The following is a 19,243-nucleotide window of genomic DNA, read 5'->3' as shown; positions in this document are numbered from 1 at the left end:
TAACGCAATGATTAGCACTCGACCCCTGCGAGTGCAAGCGCCCCCAGGACATCACACCGGGCCGGGGCCGACGCAACCGATCGGTCCGGGAACGTCCCGCGGTGCACCGCCGGGCACGCGCCCGGCCGGGCCGGCCGCGGGAGGAGAAGTCCGAACAGCGAAGAGGGGCCGCACCTCTTCACGAGGTACGGCCCCTCTTACGGCTGTTGCTACGGCTGTTGCAGCTCTGCGCAGTGTTGCGGGTGCTCAGGCAGTCACACGGACCATGTCCGCCTGCGGCCCCTTCTGACCCTGCGAGATCTCGAACTCGACCCGCTGTCCTTCGTCCAGGGTGCGGTAGCCGTCCATCTGGATCGCGCTGTAGTGCACGAACACGTCCGCACCACCGTCGACCGCGATGAAGCCGTATCCCTTCTCCGCGTTGAACCACTTGACGGTGCCCTGAGCCATCCCTAACTCCCCTATTACTGGCCCTTGCACGAGCCCGCACTTCGCGGACCCGGGTCAGACCTCACCTCCGGTACGGCCCCGCAGATGTGCGGAGGCTTACACCGGAAGGCGTCGACCGCGGCTGAATGTATCTGCACGGACGCCCTCTGCAACAGGTCGCGAAGACGAGAAATCTGAGCACCGACCGAGGGCCCAAAAGCCCGCAATATGCGGAGAAGCGGGGCAAGCATGGCCGGGCATAGCGTGCCAACACGACAATTGCCGCCCCGAATTCGGGCACAACTTGTCGCGTTCTCACATGCTCCCGGCACATGCCGGGTGAGTCTCTGGGGTGGGATTGGGCGCAACCCTATCGCGTCCCCACACGCGGAACCGCCCCCTCCGTTTCGTTCGGCGTTCCCGGAGAAGGCGGTTCGACAGTAGGGGAATCGGAGCCCGGCTCAGGGGGCCTTCACCGACCTCTCACGAGACCTCAGCAGCCCCCCGCAACCGCGGGAATGATGGACACACCGGCACCGTCCGGCGTCGGCGTCTGAAGGCCCTGCTCGAAGCGGACGTCGTCGTCGTTCACGTAGACGTTGACGAATCGGCGCAGGTTGCCCGAGTCGTCGAGCACCCGCGCACCGATGCCGGTGTGGTTGTTCTCAAGATCGGTCAGCACCTCGGAGAGGGTCGCACCCTCGGCGCTCACCTCCGCCTGCCCGCCGGTGTAAGTGCGCAGGATGGTCGGGATACGGACGTTCACGCTCATGATGCGAGACCAGCCTCTCGGAAGGAATCCAGGTTGGGACGGATGACGGCGGTCGGCCCGGTGGTGGGAGCCACCGCATCCAGGGTCTTCAGGCCGTCGCCCGTGTTGAGGACGACGGTGGTGAGGGACGGGTCGAGCCGGCCCTCCTCGATCAGTTTCCTCGTGACGCCGACGGTTACGCCGCCCGCGGTCTCGGCGAAGATCCCCTCGGTCCGCGCGAGGAGCTTGATCGCGTCGACGATCCGCTGGTCGTCGACGTCCTCCACCGCACCGCCGGTACGGCGCGCGATGTCCAGCACGTAGGGGCCGTCGGCGGGGTTGCCGATGGCCAGCGACTTGGCGATCGTCTCCGGGCGGACCGGGCGCACGACGTCGTGCCCGTCCTTGAACGCGCGGGAGACCGGGGAGCAGCCCTCCGCCTGCGCACCGAAGATCTTGTACGGCTTGTCCTCGACGAGGCCGAGGGCGATCAGCTCCTTGAGGCCCTTGTCGATCTTCGTGAGCTGCGAGCCGGAGGCGATGGGAACCACGAGCTGGTCCGGCAGCCGCCAGCCCAGCTGCTCGCAGATCTCGTACGCGAGGGTCTTGGAGCCCTCGGCGTAGTACGGGCGCAGATTGACGTTGACGAAGCCCCAGCCCTCGCCCGCGGGGTCGCCGATCAGCTCGGAGCAGAAACGGTTCACGTCGTCGTAGTTGCCCTCGATGCCGACCAGTTCGCCACCGTAGACCGCCGCCATGACGACCTTCCCCTGCTCCAGGTCGTGCGGGATGAACACGCACGAGCGAAGGCCCGCACGGGCTGCCGCGGCACCGACGGCGCCCGCGAGGTTGCCGGTCGAGGAGCAGGAGAGGGTGGTGAAGCCGAAGGCACGGGCGGCCTCCACGGCGATGGCCACGACGCGGTCCTTGAACGAGTGCGTCGGGTTGCCGGAGTCGTCCTTGATGTGCAGGGAGCCCGTGACGCCGAGCTCGCGGGCGAGCCTGTCGGCCTTGACGAGCTTGGTGAAGCCGGGGTTGATGTTGGGCTTCGTGGCGACGTCGGCGGGCACCGGCAGCAGCGGCGCGTACCGCCAGATGTTGTCCGGACCGGCCTCGATGCGTTCACGAAGCGCCGCTGGGTCGCCGCCGGGGAACTCGTATGCGATCTCCAGCGGCCCGAAACACGCCTCACAGGCGAAGACCGGACCGAGCGGGATGCGCTCCCCGCACTCGCGGCAGGAAAGTGCAGCTGCGGGGCCGAGCGAGGCGCCGGCTCCGGCCTTGTCGGCGGTCGTGCTGGCGGCAGCTTGAACAGCCATGATTCGGCGAGGCCCTTTCTCCTCATCTTCCCCGTGACGTATCTCGCCACGAGACGGAATTGGCACCTTCCCGAGCCGGGAGCCTCGCGATGTCATTACTCGTGCTGCGAGACCGGCTGGAGGGTTGCCGGGGCTTCAACGGGCCGTTCCCTCTGCCCCTCTGGATGAGCGGTGTGAAGTTGTCGGCGGTGGCCGAGAGCGCCGGGCCGGGACCCGGCATGCGATCGCCGTCCGCGTTGTTCAAGACTGTAACCGACAGGCCTGGTGGTTGAGACAGGCGTCCGTACCGCGAGATGGATCACAGGGAGTGGCCGCGTGCTGGAGGAAGTCGAACAGTGGCTGGCGCGCCGGTCGTACTCGTGCGCCGACCGTCCCATGACGGAGCTGCTGGCGGCGAAGCGGGCCACCGGCTCGCGGGTGAGCGTCGTGCTGCCCGCGCTGAACGAGGAGCGGACCGTCGGCCGCATCGTGTCGGTGATCCGGCGCGAGCTGATGGCCGGGGCCCCGTCGCTCGTGGACGAGCTGGTGGTGCTGGACTCCGGTTCCACGGACCGTACGGCAGAGGTCGCCGCCGACGCCGGCGCGCGGGTCGTGCACAGGGACGAGGTGCTCCCGAGGCTGCCCGCGCTGCCCGGCAAGGGTGAGGTGCTGTGGCGTTCGCTGCTGGTGACGAGCGGCGACATCGTCTGCTTCGCGGACGCCGACCTGGAGAACTTCTCCGCCGACTTCGTCTCCGGCGTCGTGGGGCCGCTGCTCACCGACCCCCGGCTGCGGCTGGTCAAGGCGATGTACGACCGGCCGCTCGGCGACGACCCGGCGGGTGGCGGACGGGTCACCGAGCTCGTCGCACGCCCGCTGCTGAATCTCCACTGGCCGCGGCTCGCGGGGTTCGTGCAGCCGCTCGGCGGAGAGTACGCGGCGCGGCGCACGCTGCTGGAACAGCTGCCCTTCCCCGTCGGCTACGGCGTCGAACTGGGCCTGCTCATCGATTCGTTGCACACGGTGGGCCTCGACGCACTCGCGCAGGTCGACGTCGGCGTGCGGCGGCACCGGAACCAGGACGGGCAGGCGCTCGGCCGCATGGCCGCCGCGATCCACCACACCGCACAGCTCCGTCTGGCGCGTGGCAGCCACCTCGTCAGGCCGACGCTGACGCAGTTCGAGCGGGGCGAAGCGGGCCCCGGCGGGTTCGCCCCGCGCAGCCACGCGGTCGACACGGTGGAGCGTCCACCGATGCGTGAGATCGCGGAGTACACGGAGCGGCGGGCCGCGTAGGCGGGGCCGCCGGGAGCGCGCAGCGCGTCACGTTTGCGTGGATCCGGCCGCGGCTAGGCTCGGGCCATGGTCGTCGAACGCGCACCCCAGCAGGCCCTGGCGGACGTACTGGTCGCGTCGAACAGGGGTCCCGTCTCATATTCCGTCACCGGGGGCACCACCCAGGCCGGAGGCTCTGGGGGAGGAGTGCTCTCCGCGAAGCGCGGCGGAGGCGGACTCGTCTCGGGACTCTCGGCCATCGCGACGGAAGGCGCCGGCGGCTCAGGCGGCAACGCCGTCTGGGTGTGCGCCGCTCTCGGTGAGGGCGACAGGGAGGCGGTGCGCCGCTCGGGCGGCAGGCCCGACCCGGCCGACACCGGTGGTCAGACCGTACGGATGCTGGACATCCCCGAGGACACCTTCACCGACGCCTACAACGGCATCGCCAACTCCGTGCTCTGGTTCGTCCACCACATGCTCTACCAGACGCCTCTGGAGCCGTCCTTCGGCGCGGAGTTCGAGCGGCAGTGGGCGTCGTACGAGCGCTACAACGCGGCCTTCGCCGACGCCCTTGCGGAGGAGGCGGCGGAGGGCGCGACGGTGCTGGTGCAGGACTACCACCTGACGCTGGTGCCCGGGCTGCTCCGCGAGCGCCGCCCCGATCTGCGCATCGGGCACTTCTCGCACACGCCGTGGGCGCCGCCGGACTACTACCGGATGCTGCCCGACGCCGTCGCGCGGCAGGTCCTGCGCGGAATCCTGGGCACCGACCGCGCCGCGTTCCTCACACGGCGGTGGGCGCGCGGATTCGCCGACTGCTGCGTGGACGTGCTGGGCGCGGCGGTCGGGGAGGACGAGTCGACGGGCGAGCTCGAGGTCGTCTGCGACGGCCGGACCACCCGCCTCGGGGTGCACGGGCTCGGCGCGGACGCGGAGTTCCTGCGGGCGCGCGCGGGGCGGGACGACGTCGAGGAACGGATCGCCATGCTGCGCGAGGAGATCGGCAGCGACGAGGACGGGCGGCCGCGCCGCGCGATCGTACGGGTCGACCGCACCGAGCTGTCCAAGAACATCGTGCGCGGACTGCACGCCTACGGCCGTCTGCTCGCGGACCGTCCCGAGTGGCACGGGCGCGTCGTGCACCTCGCTCTGGCCTACCCGTCGCGTCAGGACCTGGCCGTCTACCGCGACTACATGAGCGAGGTCTCGCGCGTCGCGGACGAGATCAACTCCACGTACGGGACGCCGGGCTGGACGCCGGTCGTGCTCTTCCTCAAGGACGACTTCGCGCGCTCGCTGGCGGCGTACCGGCTGGCCGACGTCGCCCTGGTCAACCCGATCCGCGACGGCATGAACCTGGTCGCCAAGGAGGTGCCGGTCGTCTCCGACGACGGATGCGCCCTGGTCCTCTCGCGCGAGGCGGGCGCGTACGCGGAGCTCGGCGAGGACTCCTTCGTCGTCAATCCGTACGACATCGCGGACACGGCCCGCGCGCTGCACGAGGCGCTGACGCTGGACCACGGCCGGCGGGCGGAGCGCACCAAGCGGCTCGCGGCGGCGGCGACAGCGACGCCACCGACCCGCTGGTTCCTCGACCAACTGCACGCGCTGCGGGGCGAGTAGCACCCGCTCCGGGCCTAGCTGTATTGATCACGAGCGTTGTTGACGTTCGTGGGTCTTGATCATGGCGAAGACCTCCGGTGTGGTGGAGGTGTCTAGGCTTCACCGCACAACGGAGGTCTTCGTGTCCCACCGTAATGCCCGGCTGACCGTGCACGGCAGGCGGTTGCTGGTCGAACGTGTCCGCTCGGGGTTTCCGGTAGCGCATGTGGCTGCCCAGATGGGCGTTTCTCGCACCACCGCACACAAGTGGATGCGGCGATTCGCTGCAGAAGGCGATACCGGTCTGGCCGATCGTTCCAGCCGCCCGCACCGGCTGCCGAACCGCACTCCGCCGGACGTGGAGATGCGCGTTTGCGTTCTTCGCACCGAACACAAACTCGGGCCGGCCCGGATCGGACCGATCCTGGGCCTGCCGCCCTCCACGGTCCACCGTGTCCTGACCCGCAACCGGCTGAACCGTCTGTGCTTCCTTGACCGGCCCACCGGCCAAGTCATCCGCCGCTACGAACGTGACCGACCCGGCGAACTCCTCCACGTCGATGTGAAGAAACTCGGCCGTATCCCCGACGGGGGAGGCCACAAAGTCCTCGGTCGCCAAGCTTCCCGTGCGACCAAGACCGGAGTCGGCTACGACTACATCCACTCCGCCGTCGATGATCACACTCGCCTCGCCTACAGCGAGATCCACCCCGATGAGAAGGCCACCACCTGCGCCGACTTCCTCCGCCGAGCAGCAGTCCACTTCGCCCGCCTGGGCATCGACCGCATCGAACGCGTCATCACCGACAACGCCTTCGCCTACCGCCACAGCACCGCCTGGAAGCAAGCCCTCAGCCATCTGGGCGCCACCGGCAAACGCACCCGCCCCTACCGGCCGCAGACCAACGGGAAAGTAGAGCGCTTCAACCGCACCCTGCTCGACGAATGGGCCTACCTGCGGCCCTACACCAGCAACGCCCAACGCACCGCAGCCCTGACAGACTTCCTCCATAGCTACAACTACCACCGCTGCCACACCGCTCTCGGAAGCCAGCCACCCATCAGCCGCGTGAACAACGCATCAGGTCAATACACCTAGCGGCCCGGCTCTTCGAGGGAGTCGGCGAGGCCGCGCAGCAGCCGGACGACTCCGGCCGGTCCGTCGACGACGACGTCCGCCCGGTCGGCGATCTCCGGCACCGACTCGCCGGTGTCGCCGCCTCCGCTGCACACGAGGAGACCGGGCACGCCCTCGCCGCGGAGCTTCTCCACGGCCGCGAACGCGGCCAGGTCGCCCAGGTCGTCGCCCGCGTACAGCACGGATCCGGCGCCCACCTCCCGCAGGTACTCGGTCAGCGCCGCGCCCTTGTCGACGCCGGGTGCGCGCAACTCCAGGACCATGCGCCCCGGTTCGACGACGAGGCCGTGCCGGTCGGCGAGTTCGTGGAGCGGGGCGCGCAGCAGCTCGAAGGCAGCTGCCGGATCGTCCGTACGCCGCGTGTGCACCGCGACGGCGCGCCCCTTGTCCTCCGTCCAGGTGCCGGGCGGAACGCCCAAGTCGTCCAGGATCGCGGGCAGTTCGGCCCGCACGGCCTCGACGCCGGGGGGCGGCGGCGCGGTGCTCAGCCGGCCCGTGGCGGCGTCCCAGCGCTCCGCGCCGTACGCGCCGAGCACGGTGAGGTTTCCCAGAAAGTGCTCCCCCTCGCTGCGCTGGGGGGACCCCCACCCGGCGGAGCCAGGGGGGCCCTCGGCCCCTCCGAGGCCGCTCTGCCGGACGGCGGCCTCGGCCGGGCGCCCCGTCACCACGGCCACCGCGCACAGGCGCGGAGCGAGGCGGGAGAGCACCGGCACGGCGCCAGGGTCCGCGCGGGCGTCTGCGGGGTCGGCGACGATCGGGGCGAGCGTGCCGTCGAAGTCGAGGGCCACGACGGCGCGTCGGGGCTCCGAGACGATCGCGGCGAGCGCTTCCCGGCCTGCTTCGGTACGGGGGGTGGGAACGTCGGCCATGCCGCGACCCTACCCGCCGACCGGCGGCAGCTCGCGCGGCTCGATGCGCTCCTCGACGGCCGAATCGCCCTCCCGGACGACGGTGTACGCGGCCTTGCCCGGGACCTCCGTGACGGCCTCGGCCAGCCGGGTGCCGCGGTAGACGAGCCCCACCCCGTCGTCGGTGCAGTGCGAGGTGGGGAGGGTCCCTCCCCCAGAGCCTCCGGCCTGGGAGGTGCCCCCACGCGACCAGCCGGTGCACGAGGGGACGGCGGCCCGGGTCGCTGTCGTAGTGGACTCCGTTGCCGTACGGAAGGAAGCCCAACGCGTCGGTGAGCGGGCGCAGTTCGGGGCCGAACGAGTCGGTGACGCCGCCCTGGAACCAGCAGATCGACCCGGCGCTGACGCCGCTGAGCACCACGCCCGCCTCCCATGCGCGGCGCAGCACCTGACCGAGGCCGTGCACGCGCCAGACGGCCAGCAGGTTCGCGACCGAGCCGCCCATGACCCATACGACGTCCTGCCCGAGGACCGTGCCCTCGACGTCCTCGACGTTGGGCATGGGGAAGAGGTTCAGCGGGGTCAGGTCGAATCCGGCCACCCGTGCGGCCTCGGCCATTCGCGCGGCGAAGTGCTCGGCGTCGCCGATCGCCGTTCCGATGTACATGACGCGGGGACGGCGGCCGTGCACGCCGGACAGGTCGACCGCGTGGTGCACCAGCGCGTCGAAGAGCACCCGGCTGCGGTCGCCGGTGCGGTGCCCGCCGGAGGTGGCCAGAATGGTCGGTTCCGAAGCCGTCACCGCTCCGGCCCCCGCTGCAGGCGTGCTCCGGTGACGACGCCGACTCCCCTCATCGGCGGGCCCGTTGGGCCTCGCGGCGGCGGCGCAGCCGGTTGACCGTCACCGGGTCGTGGGCGAGGGCACGCGGGTCGTCGAGGAGCGCGTTGAGGAGCTGGTAGTAGCGCGTGGGCGACATCTCCAGCTGCTCGCGTATGGCCCGTTCCTTCATGCCGGGCCCGGACCAGCCGCGGCGTTCCACGGCGAGTACGGACAGATCGCGCTCGGAGAGGCCGGACTGCCGCGGCCCGCCGTCCCTCTGCGCCGGAACGTGCGGGCCGGCCCCGGCCCGCTCCTGGTCCTCGGCCTCGCCGTCCCCGGCCTCGTGGCTCATGCGTCCAACCTAACGCCGGTGTCCGACACTCAGCGCGCCCGAGCCTCCGAATCCCGCGCCTCCGCGCGGCGCTGGATGGCGCCGAGCACGCCGACCGGGCCGGTGTCCGGGGCCACGGCCTTGCCGATGCTCCTCTTGACGTCTGCGCTCACCTTCGCCCAGGAGACCTTGCCGACGGGATAGAACTCGGCGTTCATGAGCTCGTCCTGGAAGCGCCGCATCGGCTTGTGCTCGCGGCCCTCGCGCATCCTGTCGTTCGCGGAGGTCGTCACCGGGAGCAGGTCGTAGCGGTCGGCGAATCCGTAGTGGTTCCTCTCTCCGAAGAGGAAGTCGAGGAAGCGGCCCGCCTCTTCGCGTCTGCCGTTCTCCTTGAAGGCCATCACCCAGTCCGCCACGCCGAGGGTGGAGCCCGAGGGGCCGTCGGCTCCCGGCGGCACCGCGGTGCCGTACTTCACACCGCTGCGCCGCACCTGCTTCATCAGCGTCGGATGGCCGTTGAGCATGCCCACCTCGCCGCGCGCGAAGGCGTCGAAGAGCTCCTTGCGGTCGGTGCCGCCGGGATCGTGGTTGGTCAGCTTCGGCCGTACGAGCCTGTCCCGCAGCCAGTTGAAGGTCTTGATGTTCGCCGCGGCGTCGATCGTGTAGTTGCCGACCTTGTCGGTGTACGCGCCGCCGCCGCTGAGCATCCACATCAGGGCCTCGGCGGGCGCCTCCTCGGGGCCGAGCGGCAGCCCGTACGGGATCTTCACCCCCTTGGCCTTCAACCGCTCGGCGGCGCGCGCCAGTTGGTCCCAGGTCCTGGGCGGCGCGTCCGGGTCGAGCCCGGCACGTGCGAAGAGGGTCCGGTTGTAGAAGAGCAGCCGGGTGCTGGCGACGAACGGCATCCCGTACTGCACCCGCCGGACCTCGCCGGCCTCCGCGAGCGGCGGCAGGAAGTCGGCCTGCACGGGTATGGAGAGCAGCTCACCCGCCCTGTAGAGCAGGCCCTTCGCGGCGAAGTCGGCGTACGCGCCGATCTGCGCGATGTCCGGCGGGCGGCCCGCGGCCACCATCGCGGCGACCTTCCTGTCGACGTCCTTCCAGCCGTACACCTCGACGTCCACGGCGATGCCGGGATGCCTGTTGTGAAAGGAGCGGACGAGACTGTCCCAGTACCCCTGGGAGCTGTCGCCACGGCCCGGTTCGCCGTAGTCCGCCGCCACCACCTTCAATGCCGCGCTCTGTGTTCCCGTCCCGGTGCCGCATCCGGCGGCCGTGAAGGCCCCGCCTGCCGCCGCACCGGTCGCCGCTGCCAGACCGAGGAACTTGCGACGCTCCACAGCTTCTACCCCTCAACCCACGGGCACGGCACGCGCCGTGCTCCCCTCCCACCCCCGGCGTCCGGCCCGGCCGGACGTGTACGGAACGAGAGTCTCCACGGGCAGCCGTCTAAGGTCTAGGCCACCGGTGATATCACTTTCGCAACAGCCTCTCCCGTTTCATCCGGTACATGGGGCGAAGTGCGAGGACGCGGCAGATTTCCGTACCAGACCCGGACACTCCGCCGCCGCTCCACGGCGGGAAACCCGAACGGATGGCAAGAGTGGACTAGACCTGTTGCGGGGTGGCACGGGAGACTGGGCCCGTGAGTACGAGCCCACGGAAACCGGAGTACGTCGTCGCCCTCGACGTGGGCGGCACCGGCATGAAGGCAGCCCTCATCGGCCCAGCGGGCGGCGGCAGCGAGCTGCTGTACCAGACGCGCCGCGGCACCGGCCGCGAGGACGGACCGGACGCCGTCGTCGGGAACATCCTCGACCTCGCGAGTGCTCTGCGGGCCCACGGCGTCGAGCAGTTCGGCACGGAGCCGCTGGCCGCCGGCGTCGCGGTGCCCGGCATCCTCGACGAGGCCGCCGGCACGGCCGTGTACGCCGCCAACCTCGGCTGGCGCGACGTGCCGCTGCGCGCGCTGCTCACCGAGCGGCTCGGCGGAATCCCCGTCGCGCTCGGGCACGACGTCCGTACGGGAGGCCTCGCAGAAGGACGCATCGGCGCCGGGGAAGGCGTCGACAGATTCTTCTTCGTCGCGCTCGGCACGGGCATCGCGGGCGCCGTCGGAGCGGACGGAAGAGTGGAGCCCGGCGCACACGGCGGCGCGGGCGAGATCGGGCACGTCGTGGTGCGGCCCGACGGGCCGGAGTGCGGGTGCGGACAGCGCGGCTGCCTGGAGGCGCTCGCCTCGGCGTCCGCCGTGGGACGGGCCTGGGCCGCGGCGAGCGGCGACACCTCGGCCACGGCGGCGGACGCCGCCAAGGCGGTCGAGTCCGGGGACGAGCGCGCTATCGCCGTCTGGCGGGACGCCGTGGACGCCCTCGCCGCGGGCCTCGTCACCGCCGTCACGCTCCTCGACCCCCGCACGGTGATCATCGGCGGCGGGCTGGCCGAGGCGGGCGACATCCTCTTCGTACCGCTGCGGGACGCGGTGCGCGCACGCGTCACCTTCCAGCAGCTGCCCACCATCGTCCCGGCGGCGCTGGGGGACGCCGCGGGCTGCCTGGGCGCGGGACTTCTCGCCCGGGACCTACTCTCCGCGGAGGTTGCGAGCCGATGAGCCCCACGAGCCCGAAGAGTGAGCGCACAGTGCTGACCGGTGCCCGGGTTGTGCTGCCGGACGGCGTGGCAGAGGGCGCCACTCTGACCGTCGAGGGACGGCTGGTCGCCGCGAACGTGCACGGGGAGATGCCCACGCTCGATCTGAGCGGCCACTGGATCGTGCCCGGGTTCGTCGACATGCACGTGCACGGCGGCGGCGGCGCGTCGTTCTCCGCGGGAACGGCCGAGGAGGCCCTGACCGTCATCGGCACCCACAGGCGGCACGGCACGACCACCATGGTCGCCTCCACCGTCACCGGCGAACTCGCCGATCTGGCCCAACAGGCGGGCGCGCTCAGCGAGTTGGTCGAGCAGGGCGACCTGGCCGGCGTCCACTTCGAGGGCCCGTTCATCTCCCCCGGGCGCTGCGGCGCGCACGACCCGGCGCTGCTGCGCGACCCCGACCCGACGGAGGTGCGCAAGCTCGTCGACGCCGCGCGCGGCACGGCGAGGATGATGACCCTCGCGCCCGAACTCCCGGGCGGAATGGACTCGGTGAGGATCCTCGCGGACAGCGGCGTCATCGCCGCAGTCGGCCACACCGACTCGACATACGAAGCCACCGTGGAAGCCGTCGAGGCGGGCGCCAGTGTCGCGACCCACCTCTTCAACGCCATGCCCGCCCTCGGCCACCGCGCCCCCGGACCCGTCGCCGCGCTGCTGGAGGACGAGCGGGTCACCGTCGAGCTGATCAACGACGGCACTCATCTGCACCCCGCCGCCCTGGAGTTGGCCTTCCACCGTGCGGGCGCGGGCCGCGTCGCCTTCATCACCGACGCGATGGGAGCCGCGGGGATGGGCGACGGTCGCTACCCCCTCGGGCCGCTCGAGGTGGAGGTGCGGGACGGAGTGGCACGCCTGACGGAGGGCGGCTCGATCGCGGGCTCGACGCTCACCCTGGACGAGGCGTTCCGACGGGCCGTCAGGGTCGACGGGCTCCCGGTGGAGGACGCGGTGCGCGCCCTGTCGCTCAATCCCGCGCGGCTGCTCAGCGTGGCGGACCGCACGGGCTCCCTGGAGGAGGGCAAGTACGCGGACCTGGTCGTACTCGACGACGCGTTCGAGGTGGCGGGCGTGATGCGCCAGGGAGAGTGGGCGGTACGGCCTGACGTGCGGTGACTTCCGGTACGTCCGGCGAGCCGTCACATGCCGTCCCGCCCGGCCCGCAGGGGTCGCGACGCCGGGGGCCAAATGGCATGATCGCTCGGGCGGTTGCCGTCCCCAACGCCTGCGCGCGTACGCGTCCCCGCCTCTTCCCCCCAGGAGTGGTCCCCCGTGATCCTTTCGGTCACGCTCAACACCGCACTCGACCTCACCTACCGGGTGCCGCGTTTCCACGTGCACGACTCGCACCAGGTGCGGGAGGTGGTGCAGCGCCCGGGCGGCAAGGGTCTCAACGTGGCACGCGTGCTCGCCGCGCTCGGCCACGCGTCCGTCGTCACCGGCTTCGCCGGCGGACTCACCGGCTCGGAGCTGCGCGAACTGCTGGCCGGGGAACGGAACATCACGGACGAGCTCGTACCGACGGCGGGCAGCACGCGGCGCACCGTGGGCGTCGTCGACGAGTCGGGGGGCAGCTCCACGCAGTTCAACGAGCCCGGACCGCACATCTCCCCGGACGAGTGGTCCGCGTTCCAGGAGAGATACGCACGGCTGCTCGGCAACGGCCGCGTCGAGGCTGTCGCGCTGTGCGGGAGCCTCCCGCCGGGGGTTCCGGTGGGCGCGTACGCGCAGTTGACGAGGGAGGCGCACGCCGCCGGCGTGCCCGTCGTGCTCGACACCAGCGGCGAACCGCTGCGCCGGGGGCTCGCCGCACGCCCCGACCTCGTCAAGCCCAACGCCGTGGAGCTCGCCGGGATCACCGGTACGACCGAGCCGCTGCGCGCAGCGCGGGCGGCGCAGCGGCGCGGAGCGCACTCGGTGGCCGCCTCGCTCGGCCCCGAGGGGATGCTGCTGGTGACGCCGGACGGCACATGGCAAGCGGGGCCGCCCCGCTCCCTCGCGGGCAACCCCACCGGGGCGGGTGACTCCGCGGTGGCGGGCCTGCTGTCGGGGATGGTCGAGGGGCTGCCGTGGCCGGAGAGACTGGCACGCGCCGTCGCACTGTCGGCGGCGACCGTACGGGCGCCCACAGCAGGGGAGTTCGACGAGCAGGTCCACGCGGACCTGCTGTCACAGGTGACGGTCGAGGAGAGCAGCGAAGCCGCACCCGGATGAGGCCGGGGCCCGGCGGGCGGGCAGGCGGACGGGGACCTCAGCCCACCTTGCCGGCCCTCAGCCAGACCTGGTCGAGGTTGAAGTCGCAGTTGTTGCCCTGCTCGCAGGAGATCTTGAAGTTGTTGCTGCCCGGCTTCAGTACGACGTAGGCGTAGGTCCGGGTCCAGCCCTTCTCCCAGTCGCCCGGCTTGGCATTGCCGAAGTTCGACATGTTCAGCGGCTGCGAGGCCGGCTGCCCGTTGACCGACAGCGTCGCGTTCGCGTCCTTGCCCGGCACGCCGTACCGGACGTAGAGGGTGTAGGCGCCGCCCTTGGGCACGTCCGCGGACCACGTCGCCGAGGCACCGGTGACGTTCATGGACCCGACGTACGAGCCGTCCTTGCTCTCGGCGCCCGGGATGTCGCTGGCCGCGGCCGCCCCGCCCGCGAGCTGGAACCCGGAGGCGTCCTGCTTCTCGCCGATCGCCTTGCCCTTGCGCGGCTTGCCGGCGCCGGGCTTCTGCTCCTGGCCCTTGCCCCCGCCGGCACCGGCGGTGGCGCCGGCGTTCTGGCCCTCTTCGCTGCCGGAGTTGAAGTAGATGGCCGCGCTGATGCCGATCACGACGGCGGCGACGACGGAAAGTGCCCCGATGAGCAGGCCGTTGCGGCTGCGCCCGCCCGGGCCGCCGTGTCCGTTGCCCCCGCCGGGGCCGCCGGGGAACTGCTGAGTGACCGCCCGCCCGCCGGGCATCGTCTCGGGGGCGGCGTAGTGCGCGTTGGGCTGCTGGCCGTAAGCAGCGGTCTGCTGGGCGCCGGGAGCACCGCCGTACTGACTGCCGTACTGGCTGCCGTATCCGCCGTACTGGCGCTCGCCGACCGCGCGGACCTGGTTGTACGAGCGCCTGGGAGCACCGCTCTGAGGCGCCGGAGAGCCCTCACCGCCTTCCTGGCGGTACAGGTAGGCGAACGGGTCGTCGCCTTCCGGCGTCGCACCGGTGCCGTCGTTCTCGGCGGTCATCCCCTGTCACTCCCAACTGCGTCACGTATCCGGCCGAGCCTACCTCTACAGGGTGATGGCTACGCCAACGCTGAATGATCGCGCAATGGACGGGAGGGGTGAATCATCTCCGCCCTCCCCGCCGGCTTCCGCACGCGGTCAGCCGGCCCGGCGCTGCCCCTTCGAGCGGGAGCGCTTCTCGACGTACATCCGCTGATCAGCCGACTGCAGGACCTCTTCCGCGGTCATCCCGCAGCCCGCCCAGCCGATGCCGAAGCTGGCTCCCACACGCACCGCTCTGCCGTCGACGCGGATCGGGGGGATGATCGCGTTGCGCAGCCGGACGGCCAGGTCCTGCGCCTCCGCCGGGCCCACACCGTCCGTGAGCACCACGAATTCGTCGCCGCCCATGCGGGCCACCGTGTCGTTGTCACGCACACCGGCGGAGAGCCGGCGGGCGACCTCGACGAGGACGGCGTCGCCGCAGTTGTGCCCGAAGCGGTCGTTGATCGACTTGAAACCGTCCAGATCGCAGAAGAGGACTGCGAGACCCTTCTCACCCTGCACGGTCCCGGTCGGCGGCACGGCGTGCGTGTGGTGCGGGTCGTACATGCCCGTGGACGCCAGAACGCCCGAGCCCGCGTCCTCGAACTGCATCCCGGAGGCCAGCCCGCTGCTGCCGTTCCCGTTGAGGTCCGGCTGCATGACGCCGGAGATCGACGGTGCCGGGCGGGCACAGAGCCGCCCGTTCAGGCGGGTGCGCAGCTCGGCGCTGTTGGGCAGGCCGGTGAGGGAGTCGTGGCTCGCGCGGTGGGCCAGCTGCAGCTCGTGCCGCTTGCGGTCCTCGATGTCCTCGACGTGGGTCAGCAGGAAGCGCGGCCCGTCGGCGGTGTCGGCGACCACGGAGTTGCGCAGCGAGACCCACACGTACGAGCCGTCACGCCGGGCCAGGCGCAGCTCGGCCCGGCCGCCCTCCGCGGACGTGCGCAGCAGGGTGCCGATGTCCTCGGGGTGGACGATGTCGGAGAAGGAGTAGCGGCGCATCGCGGAGGCGGGCCGACCGAGGAGCCTGCACAGCGCGTCGTTGATGCGGATGAGACGGCCGTGCTGGTCGCCGCCCATCTCGGCGACGGCCATCCCGCTCGGTGCGTACTCGAAGGCCTGCCGGAAGCTCTCCTCGCTGGCGCGCAGCGCCGACTGCTCCCGCTCCAGGCGGACGAGCGCGCGCTGCATGTTGGAGCGCAGCCGTGCGTTGCTGAGGGCGATCGCGGCCTGTGACGAGTAGAGCTGAAGCGCCTCGCGGCCCCAGGCGCCGGGCCGCCGCCCGTTGCGGGGTCTGTCGACGGACAGGACGCCGAGCAGTTCGCTGTCCGAGGCGTACAGCGGGGCGAAGAGGCGGTCCATGGGGTGCCAGTCGTCGGGCGACTGGGGTGCGGGGCCGGTGGAGTGCCACTGCGGGACATCGTCGTCGTCGAGGACCCAGCCCTCCGTGTAGGGGACGAACCGCAGGTTGCCCCAGGCCTCCCCCATCGACAGCCGGCGGTCCCAGGAGGCGCGCGAGCCGACCCGGCCCGCCATCATCGCCTCGGCTCCCTGGCTGCCGGCCACGGCGGCGACCACGAGGTCGCCCTCCGGACGTACGAGATTGACCGCGGCTATCTCGAATCCCAGTCCGTCGACCACTCCGTCGGCGATGGTCTGCAGGGTGTCGGCAAGGCTGCGGGCGGTACTCAGCTGCGCCACGACGAGGTGCAGCTGACGCAGGCTGGCAAGGCGGACGTAGGGCTCCGACTCGGTATCCATCGCCCTCCCCCTGAGCCTCGTTCGTCAACTCCAGGTGTCCGCGGGACGTCATTGTCCGACTGCCACGGCCACTGAATCACAGCGAGCTGTGCTCCAGGTACACAGGGTCAACAATTATTGCCCGCTGTGACTCAAGTCACAACTGTACGCAGCCTGTTGACTCCTCTCCGTATGAGGCTGCCATGCATCGGGGCCTCGGCCGATGCTCTCGACCGAATGACCGGTCCAGTGACAGTACGGCCTTACCGGAGCGTAGAGCGTGGAATGCGCCCCTTTTCACGCCCCCTCTTTGCAACCTTCGCGCGCCCCAACTTCCGTGTCCGCAACGGACTCTGACCTCCCGGCAGGCTCCCGCCCTGGTCACGTCCCCGTTACCGCGAAGCCTTGTTGCGTACACACAAGGAACACAATTCGGTCACAGAGCCGCCCGGGTGCCGTTATGGATCATGGGTCTGAGGTCCTGGTCCCGGGGTCCGATGCGTCCGGCGCAGGCCAGCAGTTAGCGTTTTTGACGTGTCACACGCAGTGCAGCAGCAGACGAGCCCGGCGCCGGACCACCCGATGCCCCATGCTGATGGGGTGAGCGAGGACGAGTTCCGGGCGGCCATGGCGAGACTGGCAGCCGGCGTGGTGCTGGTGACGGCCTTCGACCCCGATGACGGCCCGGAAGGCGCGGACGTCGGCATGACCGCCACCGCCTTCATGTCCGTCTCGCTCGAACCGCCGCTCGTCATGGTCAGCGTCCGCGACGGGTCACGCATGGACGAACTGCTGGAGCGCCGGCCCCTCTGGGCCGCGTCCCTGCTCACCGAGAGCCAGCGCCAGACGGCCGGCCGCTTCGCGATGAAGGGACGTCTCAGCGACAGGCTCCTCTTCCGCGAGCTCCCCCACACCCGTGGCGAGGCCTCCGAGGCGCCGCTGGTGGACGGTTCGCTGGCCACCGTCGAGTGCTGCACCGAGCAGCGCGTACGGGCGGGCGACCACACCCTCGTCATCGGGCGGGTGCTGAGCACAAGGCTGCCGCACGCCCCGGACGCGGGACCCCTCCTCTACTTCAGGGGGCGCTACCACTCGCTGACCAAGGGCGGTTCCTGACCGGCGGCCCGGCCGCGCGCCGGGGCCGCGGTGGAGCCGTGCGGTCCGCGGAACGTCACGACCAGTCGCGTCCCGAGCGCCCGCGCTTGATGTCACCGCGCTGCTTCTTCTGGCGGAGCCGCCGCTCGTTCACCCCGCGCGGCACCTTCTTCTTGCGGCGCATCCGCGGCGGGGGTGCCGTCGCCTCCGCGAGCAGGGCCGCCATCCGCCTGCCGGCCGCCTCACGGTTCCGCCACTGGGACCGGTGCTCGCTCGCCCGTACGACCACGACGCCCTCGCCGACGAGTCTGCCCGTGCCCGCCAGCCGTTCCAGGGCGCGCTCCTTCCACACCTCGGGCAGCGCGTCACTGCCCGCGAGGTCGAACCGCAGCTCGACCTGGGTGTCGCTCGTGTTGACGTGCTGCCCGCCCGGCCCCGAGGAGCGCGTGAAACGCCACACCAGCTCGGCCTCGGGCAACGAAACCGATCCGCGGATGACATAAGGGGGCGTGGACATGTCTCCCATGGTCGCTCCCCGCCCATATCCGAGTCACCGCCTTTTTCCACCCTGGACCTGGAACCCGGTCACGTACGGGTTGCGTTGTGCAGGGGTAAGGAATGAGCTCCCGAGCGACTTCCGCCGACCGGCCGACCGGCCGGTTCCACATCGGATCTCACCAAACGGAAGGGCATCCCCATGGCTGTAAGCCTGTCCAAGGGCGGCAACGTCTCCCTCACCAAGGAGGCACCGGGCCTGACCGCCGTCACGGTCGGCCTCGGCTGGGACGTCCGCACCACCACGGGTACCGACTTCGACCTGGACGCCAGCGCCATCGCGGTGAACACGACCGGCAAGGTCTACTCCGACCAGCACTTCGTCTTCTTCAACAACAAGTCGACGCCGGACCAGAGCATCGTGCACACCGGTGACAACGTCACCGGTGAGGGCGAGGGCGACGACGAGCAGATCAACGTCAACCTGGCCGGCCTGCCCGGCGATGTAGAGAAGATCGTCTTCCCGGTCTCGATCTACGACGCCGAGAGCCGCAGCCAGAACTTCGGCCAGGTACGGAACGCCTTCATCCGCATCGTCAACCAGGCCAACCAGTCCGAGATCGCTCGCTACGACCTGAGCGAGGACGCGGCCACCGAGACCGCCATGGTCTTCGGCGAGCTGTACCGCAACGGCGCGGAGTGGAAGTTCCGCGCGGTCGGCCAGGGCTACGCCTCCGGTCTGGTCGGGATCGCGCAGGACTTCGGCGTCAACGTCTGACGCGATTCCCGCGTGCGTGCGTCCCTTCCCGGGAGTACGGAGCGAGGGCGGTGCTTCCCCGCCGGGGGGTACCGCCCTCGCCGTGCCTGCGGGCACGTCACCGACCTCGCCGTGTCCCCGGGCGCCTGCCCGCGGCGCGAGCGCGACGCCCGGCCCGTGACACGATCGCCCCCGTGCTCGACATCGGCTACTCCCTCTCCCGGCGCTTCCCCGACCCACCGCAGACGGACTACCGCACCGCGGACGTACGGGCTCTGCGCCACGACCTGTTCTGCGGGGACGTATATCTCGCCGACACGGATACGGACCGCGAACTGTCCACAGCCTGGGGATGGTTGCCCGTCCTGGACTTCGCCTGGGCGCTGTGCGACACGGTCGAGCTGATCGACGCCGATCCTCCCCCGACCTCCGGCCGGGTGGGGGTCCCCCCAGCGGAGCCAGGGGGAGTGCCCCCAGGCAGCCGCGCCGCGGGACCGCAGCACGCAGAGGTGGACTTCACCGAGAGCACCGAACGGATGCGCTTCGAGCGGCGGTTCGGCTGGGTGGACATCACCGCCGACTGGTCCGAGGCCGGCACCCCTCCGCTCACCTTCCAGCACACGGTGCTGCGCCGGGAGGCCCGCGACTTCCTCCACGATCTCCTCGCGGACCTGACGGACATGCACGAGGGCCTGGCGGACAACCCGACGGTGTGGACGCTGCGCGCCCGCTTTCCCCGCGTGTGAGGTGACCCGGGTCCAGGGACCGCCGCCGTCG

At 71.1% G+C, this 19,243-nt stretch carries 18 protein-coding genes, 1 pseudogene and 1 riboswitch; of the genes and pseudogenes, 9 read left to right on the top strand and 10 right to left on the bottom strand.

Going from position 1 to position 19,243, the window contains the following annotated elements:
• Positions 1 to 246: 246 nt before the first annotated feature.
• From G4Z16_RS19185 to thrC, 3 genes are all read right to left on the bottom strand, one after another.
• On the bottom strand, positions 247 to 450 hold the full coding sequence (locus G4Z16_RS19185; protein ID WP_028429801.1) for a cold-shock protein: 204 nt from the start codon (positions 448 to 450) through the stop codon (positions 247 to 249).
• 472 nt (positions 451 to 922) lie between these two features.
• Entirely contained in the window at positions 923 to 1,201 is a 279-nt protein-coding gene (locus G4Z16_RS19180; RefSeq protein WP_197351961.1) for a MoaD/ThiS family protein, read from the bottom strand.
• Positions 1,198 to 2,499: a threonine synthase gene (gene thrC / locus G4Z16_RS19175; protein ID WP_197351960.1), complete on the bottom strand. Its 1,302-nt coding sequence runs from the start codon at positions 2,497 to 2,499 to the stop codon at positions 1,198 to 1,200. Before thrC ends, G4Z16_RS19180 begins: the two co-directional genes overlap by 4 nt.
• Positions 2,500 to 2,518: 19 nt before the next feature.
• A riboswitch (SAM riboswitch) is annotated at positions 2,519 to 2,670 on the bottom strand.
• 144 nt (positions 2,671 to 2,814) lie between these two features.
• Between thrC and G4Z16_RS19170 the strand changes: the two genes are divergently transcribed.
• The 3 genes from G4Z16_RS19170 (at position 2,815) to G4Z16_RS19160 (ending at position 6,454) form a co-directional block, all read left to right on the top strand.
• The gene (locus tag G4Z16_RS19170; protein ID WP_197351959.1) at positions 2,815 to 3,774 is read left to right on the top strand and encodes a glucosyl-3-phosphoglycerate synthase; all 960 of its coding nucleotides are present in this window, start codon (positions 2,815 to 2,817) and stop codon (positions 3,772 to 3,774) included.
• 66 nt (positions 3,775 to 3,840) lie between these two features.
• Positions 3,841 to 5,376 (top strand): alpha,alpha-trehalose-phosphate synthase (UDP-forming), encoded by a 1,536-nt coding sequence (locus tag G4Z16_RS19165; protein WP_197351958.1) that lies wholly within the window; start codon positions 3,841 to 3,843, stop codon positions 5,374 to 5,376.
• 121 nt (positions 5,377 to 5,497) lie between these two features.
• Complete coding sequence (locus G4Z16_RS19160; protein ID WP_197354751.1) at positions 5,498 to 6,454, top strand: IS481 family transposase; 957 nt, start codon at positions 5,498 to 5,500, stop codon at positions 6,452 to 6,454.
• Here G4Z16_RS19160 and G4Z16_RS19155 read toward each other — a convergent pair.
• The 4 genes and pseudogenes from G4Z16_RS19155 to G4Z16_RS19140 form a co-directional block, all read right to left on the bottom strand.
• Positions 6,451 to 7,362 (bottom strand): trehalose-phosphatase, encoded by a 912-nt coding sequence (locus G4Z16_RS19155; RefSeq protein WP_197351957.1) that lies wholly within the window; start codon positions 7,360 to 7,362, stop codon positions 6,451 to 6,453. The two genes, G4Z16_RS19160 and G4Z16_RS19155, sit on opposite strands and share 4 nt — an antisense overlap.
• Before the next feature lie 9 nt (positions 7,363 to 7,371).
• Positions 7,372 to 8,143 (bottom strand): annotated as a pseudogene (locus G4Z16_RS19150) (Type 1 glutamine amidotransferase-like domain-containing protein).
• A gap of 49 nt (positions 8,144 to 8,192) precedes the next feature.
• Positions 8,193 to 8,513: a DUF3263 domain-containing protein gene (locus G4Z16_RS19145; protein ID WP_197351956.1), complete on the bottom strand. Its 321-nt coding sequence runs from the start codon at positions 8,511 to 8,513 to the stop codon at positions 8,193 to 8,195.
• 29 nt (positions 8,514 to 8,542) lie between these two features.
• On the bottom strand, positions 8,543 to 9,832 hold the full coding sequence (locus tag G4Z16_RS19140) for an extracellular solute-binding protein (protein WP_197351955.1): 1,290 nt from the start codon (positions 9,830 to 9,832) through the stop codon (positions 8,543 to 8,545).
• Between the two features lie 365 nt (positions 9,833 to 10,197).
• Here G4Z16_RS19140 and G4Z16_RS19135 point away from each other — a divergent pair, with 365 nt between their 5' ends.
• From G4Z16_RS19135 to G4Z16_RS19125, 3 genes are all read left to right on the top strand, one after another.
• Entirely contained in the window at positions 10,198 to 11,103 is a 906-nt protein-coding gene (locus G4Z16_RS19135) for an ROK family protein (protein WP_197354750.1), read from the top strand.
• On the top strand, positions 11,100 to 12,263 hold the full coding sequence (nagA, locus tag G4Z16_RS19130) for an N-acetylglucosamine-6-phosphate deacetylase (protein WP_197351954.1): 1,164 nt from the start codon (positions 11,100 to 11,102) through the stop codon (positions 12,261 to 12,263). Before G4Z16_RS19135 ends, nagA begins: the two co-directional genes overlap by 4 nt.
• A gap of 156 nt (positions 12,264 to 12,419) precedes the next feature.
• Positions 12,420 to 13,361, top strand: coding sequence for a 1-phosphofructokinase family hexose kinase (locus G4Z16_RS19125; protein WP_197351953.1), 942 nt, complete (start codon positions 12,420 to 12,422; stop codon positions 13,359 to 13,361).
• Positions 13,362 to 13,398: 37 nt separating this feature from the next.
• On the opposite strand, the gene G4Z16_RS19120 is transcribed toward G4Z16_RS19125, so the two are convergent.
• Positions 13,399 to 14,358 carry a carbohydrate-binding protein gene (locus G4Z16_RS19120; RefSeq protein ID WP_197351952.1) on the bottom strand — a complete coding sequence of 320 codons (960 nt, stop codon included), beginning with the start codon at positions 14,356 to 14,358 and terminating at the stop codon, positions 13,399 to 13,401.
• A gap of 138 nt (positions 14,359 to 14,496) precedes the next feature.
• Entirely contained in the window at positions 14,497 to 16,140 is a 1,644-nt protein-coding gene (gene cdgB / locus G4Z16_RS19115) for a diguanylate cyclase CdgB (RefSeq protein WP_197351951.1), read from the bottom strand.
• Positions 16,141 to 16,701: 561 nt separating this feature from the next.
• Between cdgB and G4Z16_RS19110 the strand changes: the two genes are divergently transcribed.
• Positions 16,702 to 17,235 carry a flavin reductase family protein gene (locus G4Z16_RS19110; RefSeq protein WP_197354749.1) on the top strand — a complete coding sequence of 178 codons (534 nt, stop codon included), beginning with the start codon at positions 16,702 to 16,704 and terminating at the stop codon, positions 17,233 to 17,235.
• A gap of 55 nt (positions 17,236 to 17,290) precedes the next feature.
• Here the strand turns inward: G4Z16_RS19110 and arfB are convergent, their stop codons facing one another.
• A complete protein-coding gene (arfB, locus tag G4Z16_RS19105) occupies positions 17,291 to 17,740 on the bottom strand; it encodes an alternative ribosome rescue aminoacyl-tRNA hydrolase ArfB (RefSeq protein ID WP_197351950.1) in 450 nt (149 codons plus the stop codon).
• Positions 17,741 to 17,911: 171 nt separating this feature from the next.
• On the opposite strand from arfB, the gene G4Z16_RS19100 reads away from it, so the two are divergent.
• Together G4Z16_RS19100 and G4Z16_RS19095 are read left to right on the top strand one after the other, a co-directional pair.
• Entirely contained in the window at positions 17,912 to 18,487 is a 576-nt protein-coding gene (locus G4Z16_RS19100) for a TerD family protein (RefSeq protein ID WP_197351949.1), read from the top strand.
• Between the two features lie 173 nt (positions 18,488 to 18,660).
• Positions 18,661 to 19,212, top strand: a complete 552-nt coding sequence (locus G4Z16_RS19095; RefSeq protein ID WP_197351948.1) for a hypothetical protein — start codon at positions 18,661 to 18,663, stop codon at positions 19,210 to 19,212.
• Positions 19,213 to 19,243 lie beyond the last annotated feature (31 nt).

Source organism: Streptomyces bathyalis (assembly GCF_015910445.1).
Taxonomy (GTDB): domain Bacteria; phylum Actinomycetota; class Actinomycetes; order Streptomycetales; family Streptomycetaceae; genus Streptomyces; species Streptomyces bathyalis.
The sequence above is the reverse complement of the archived record's forward strand: the minus strand, read 5'-3'. Positions and strand labels throughout refer to the sequence as shown.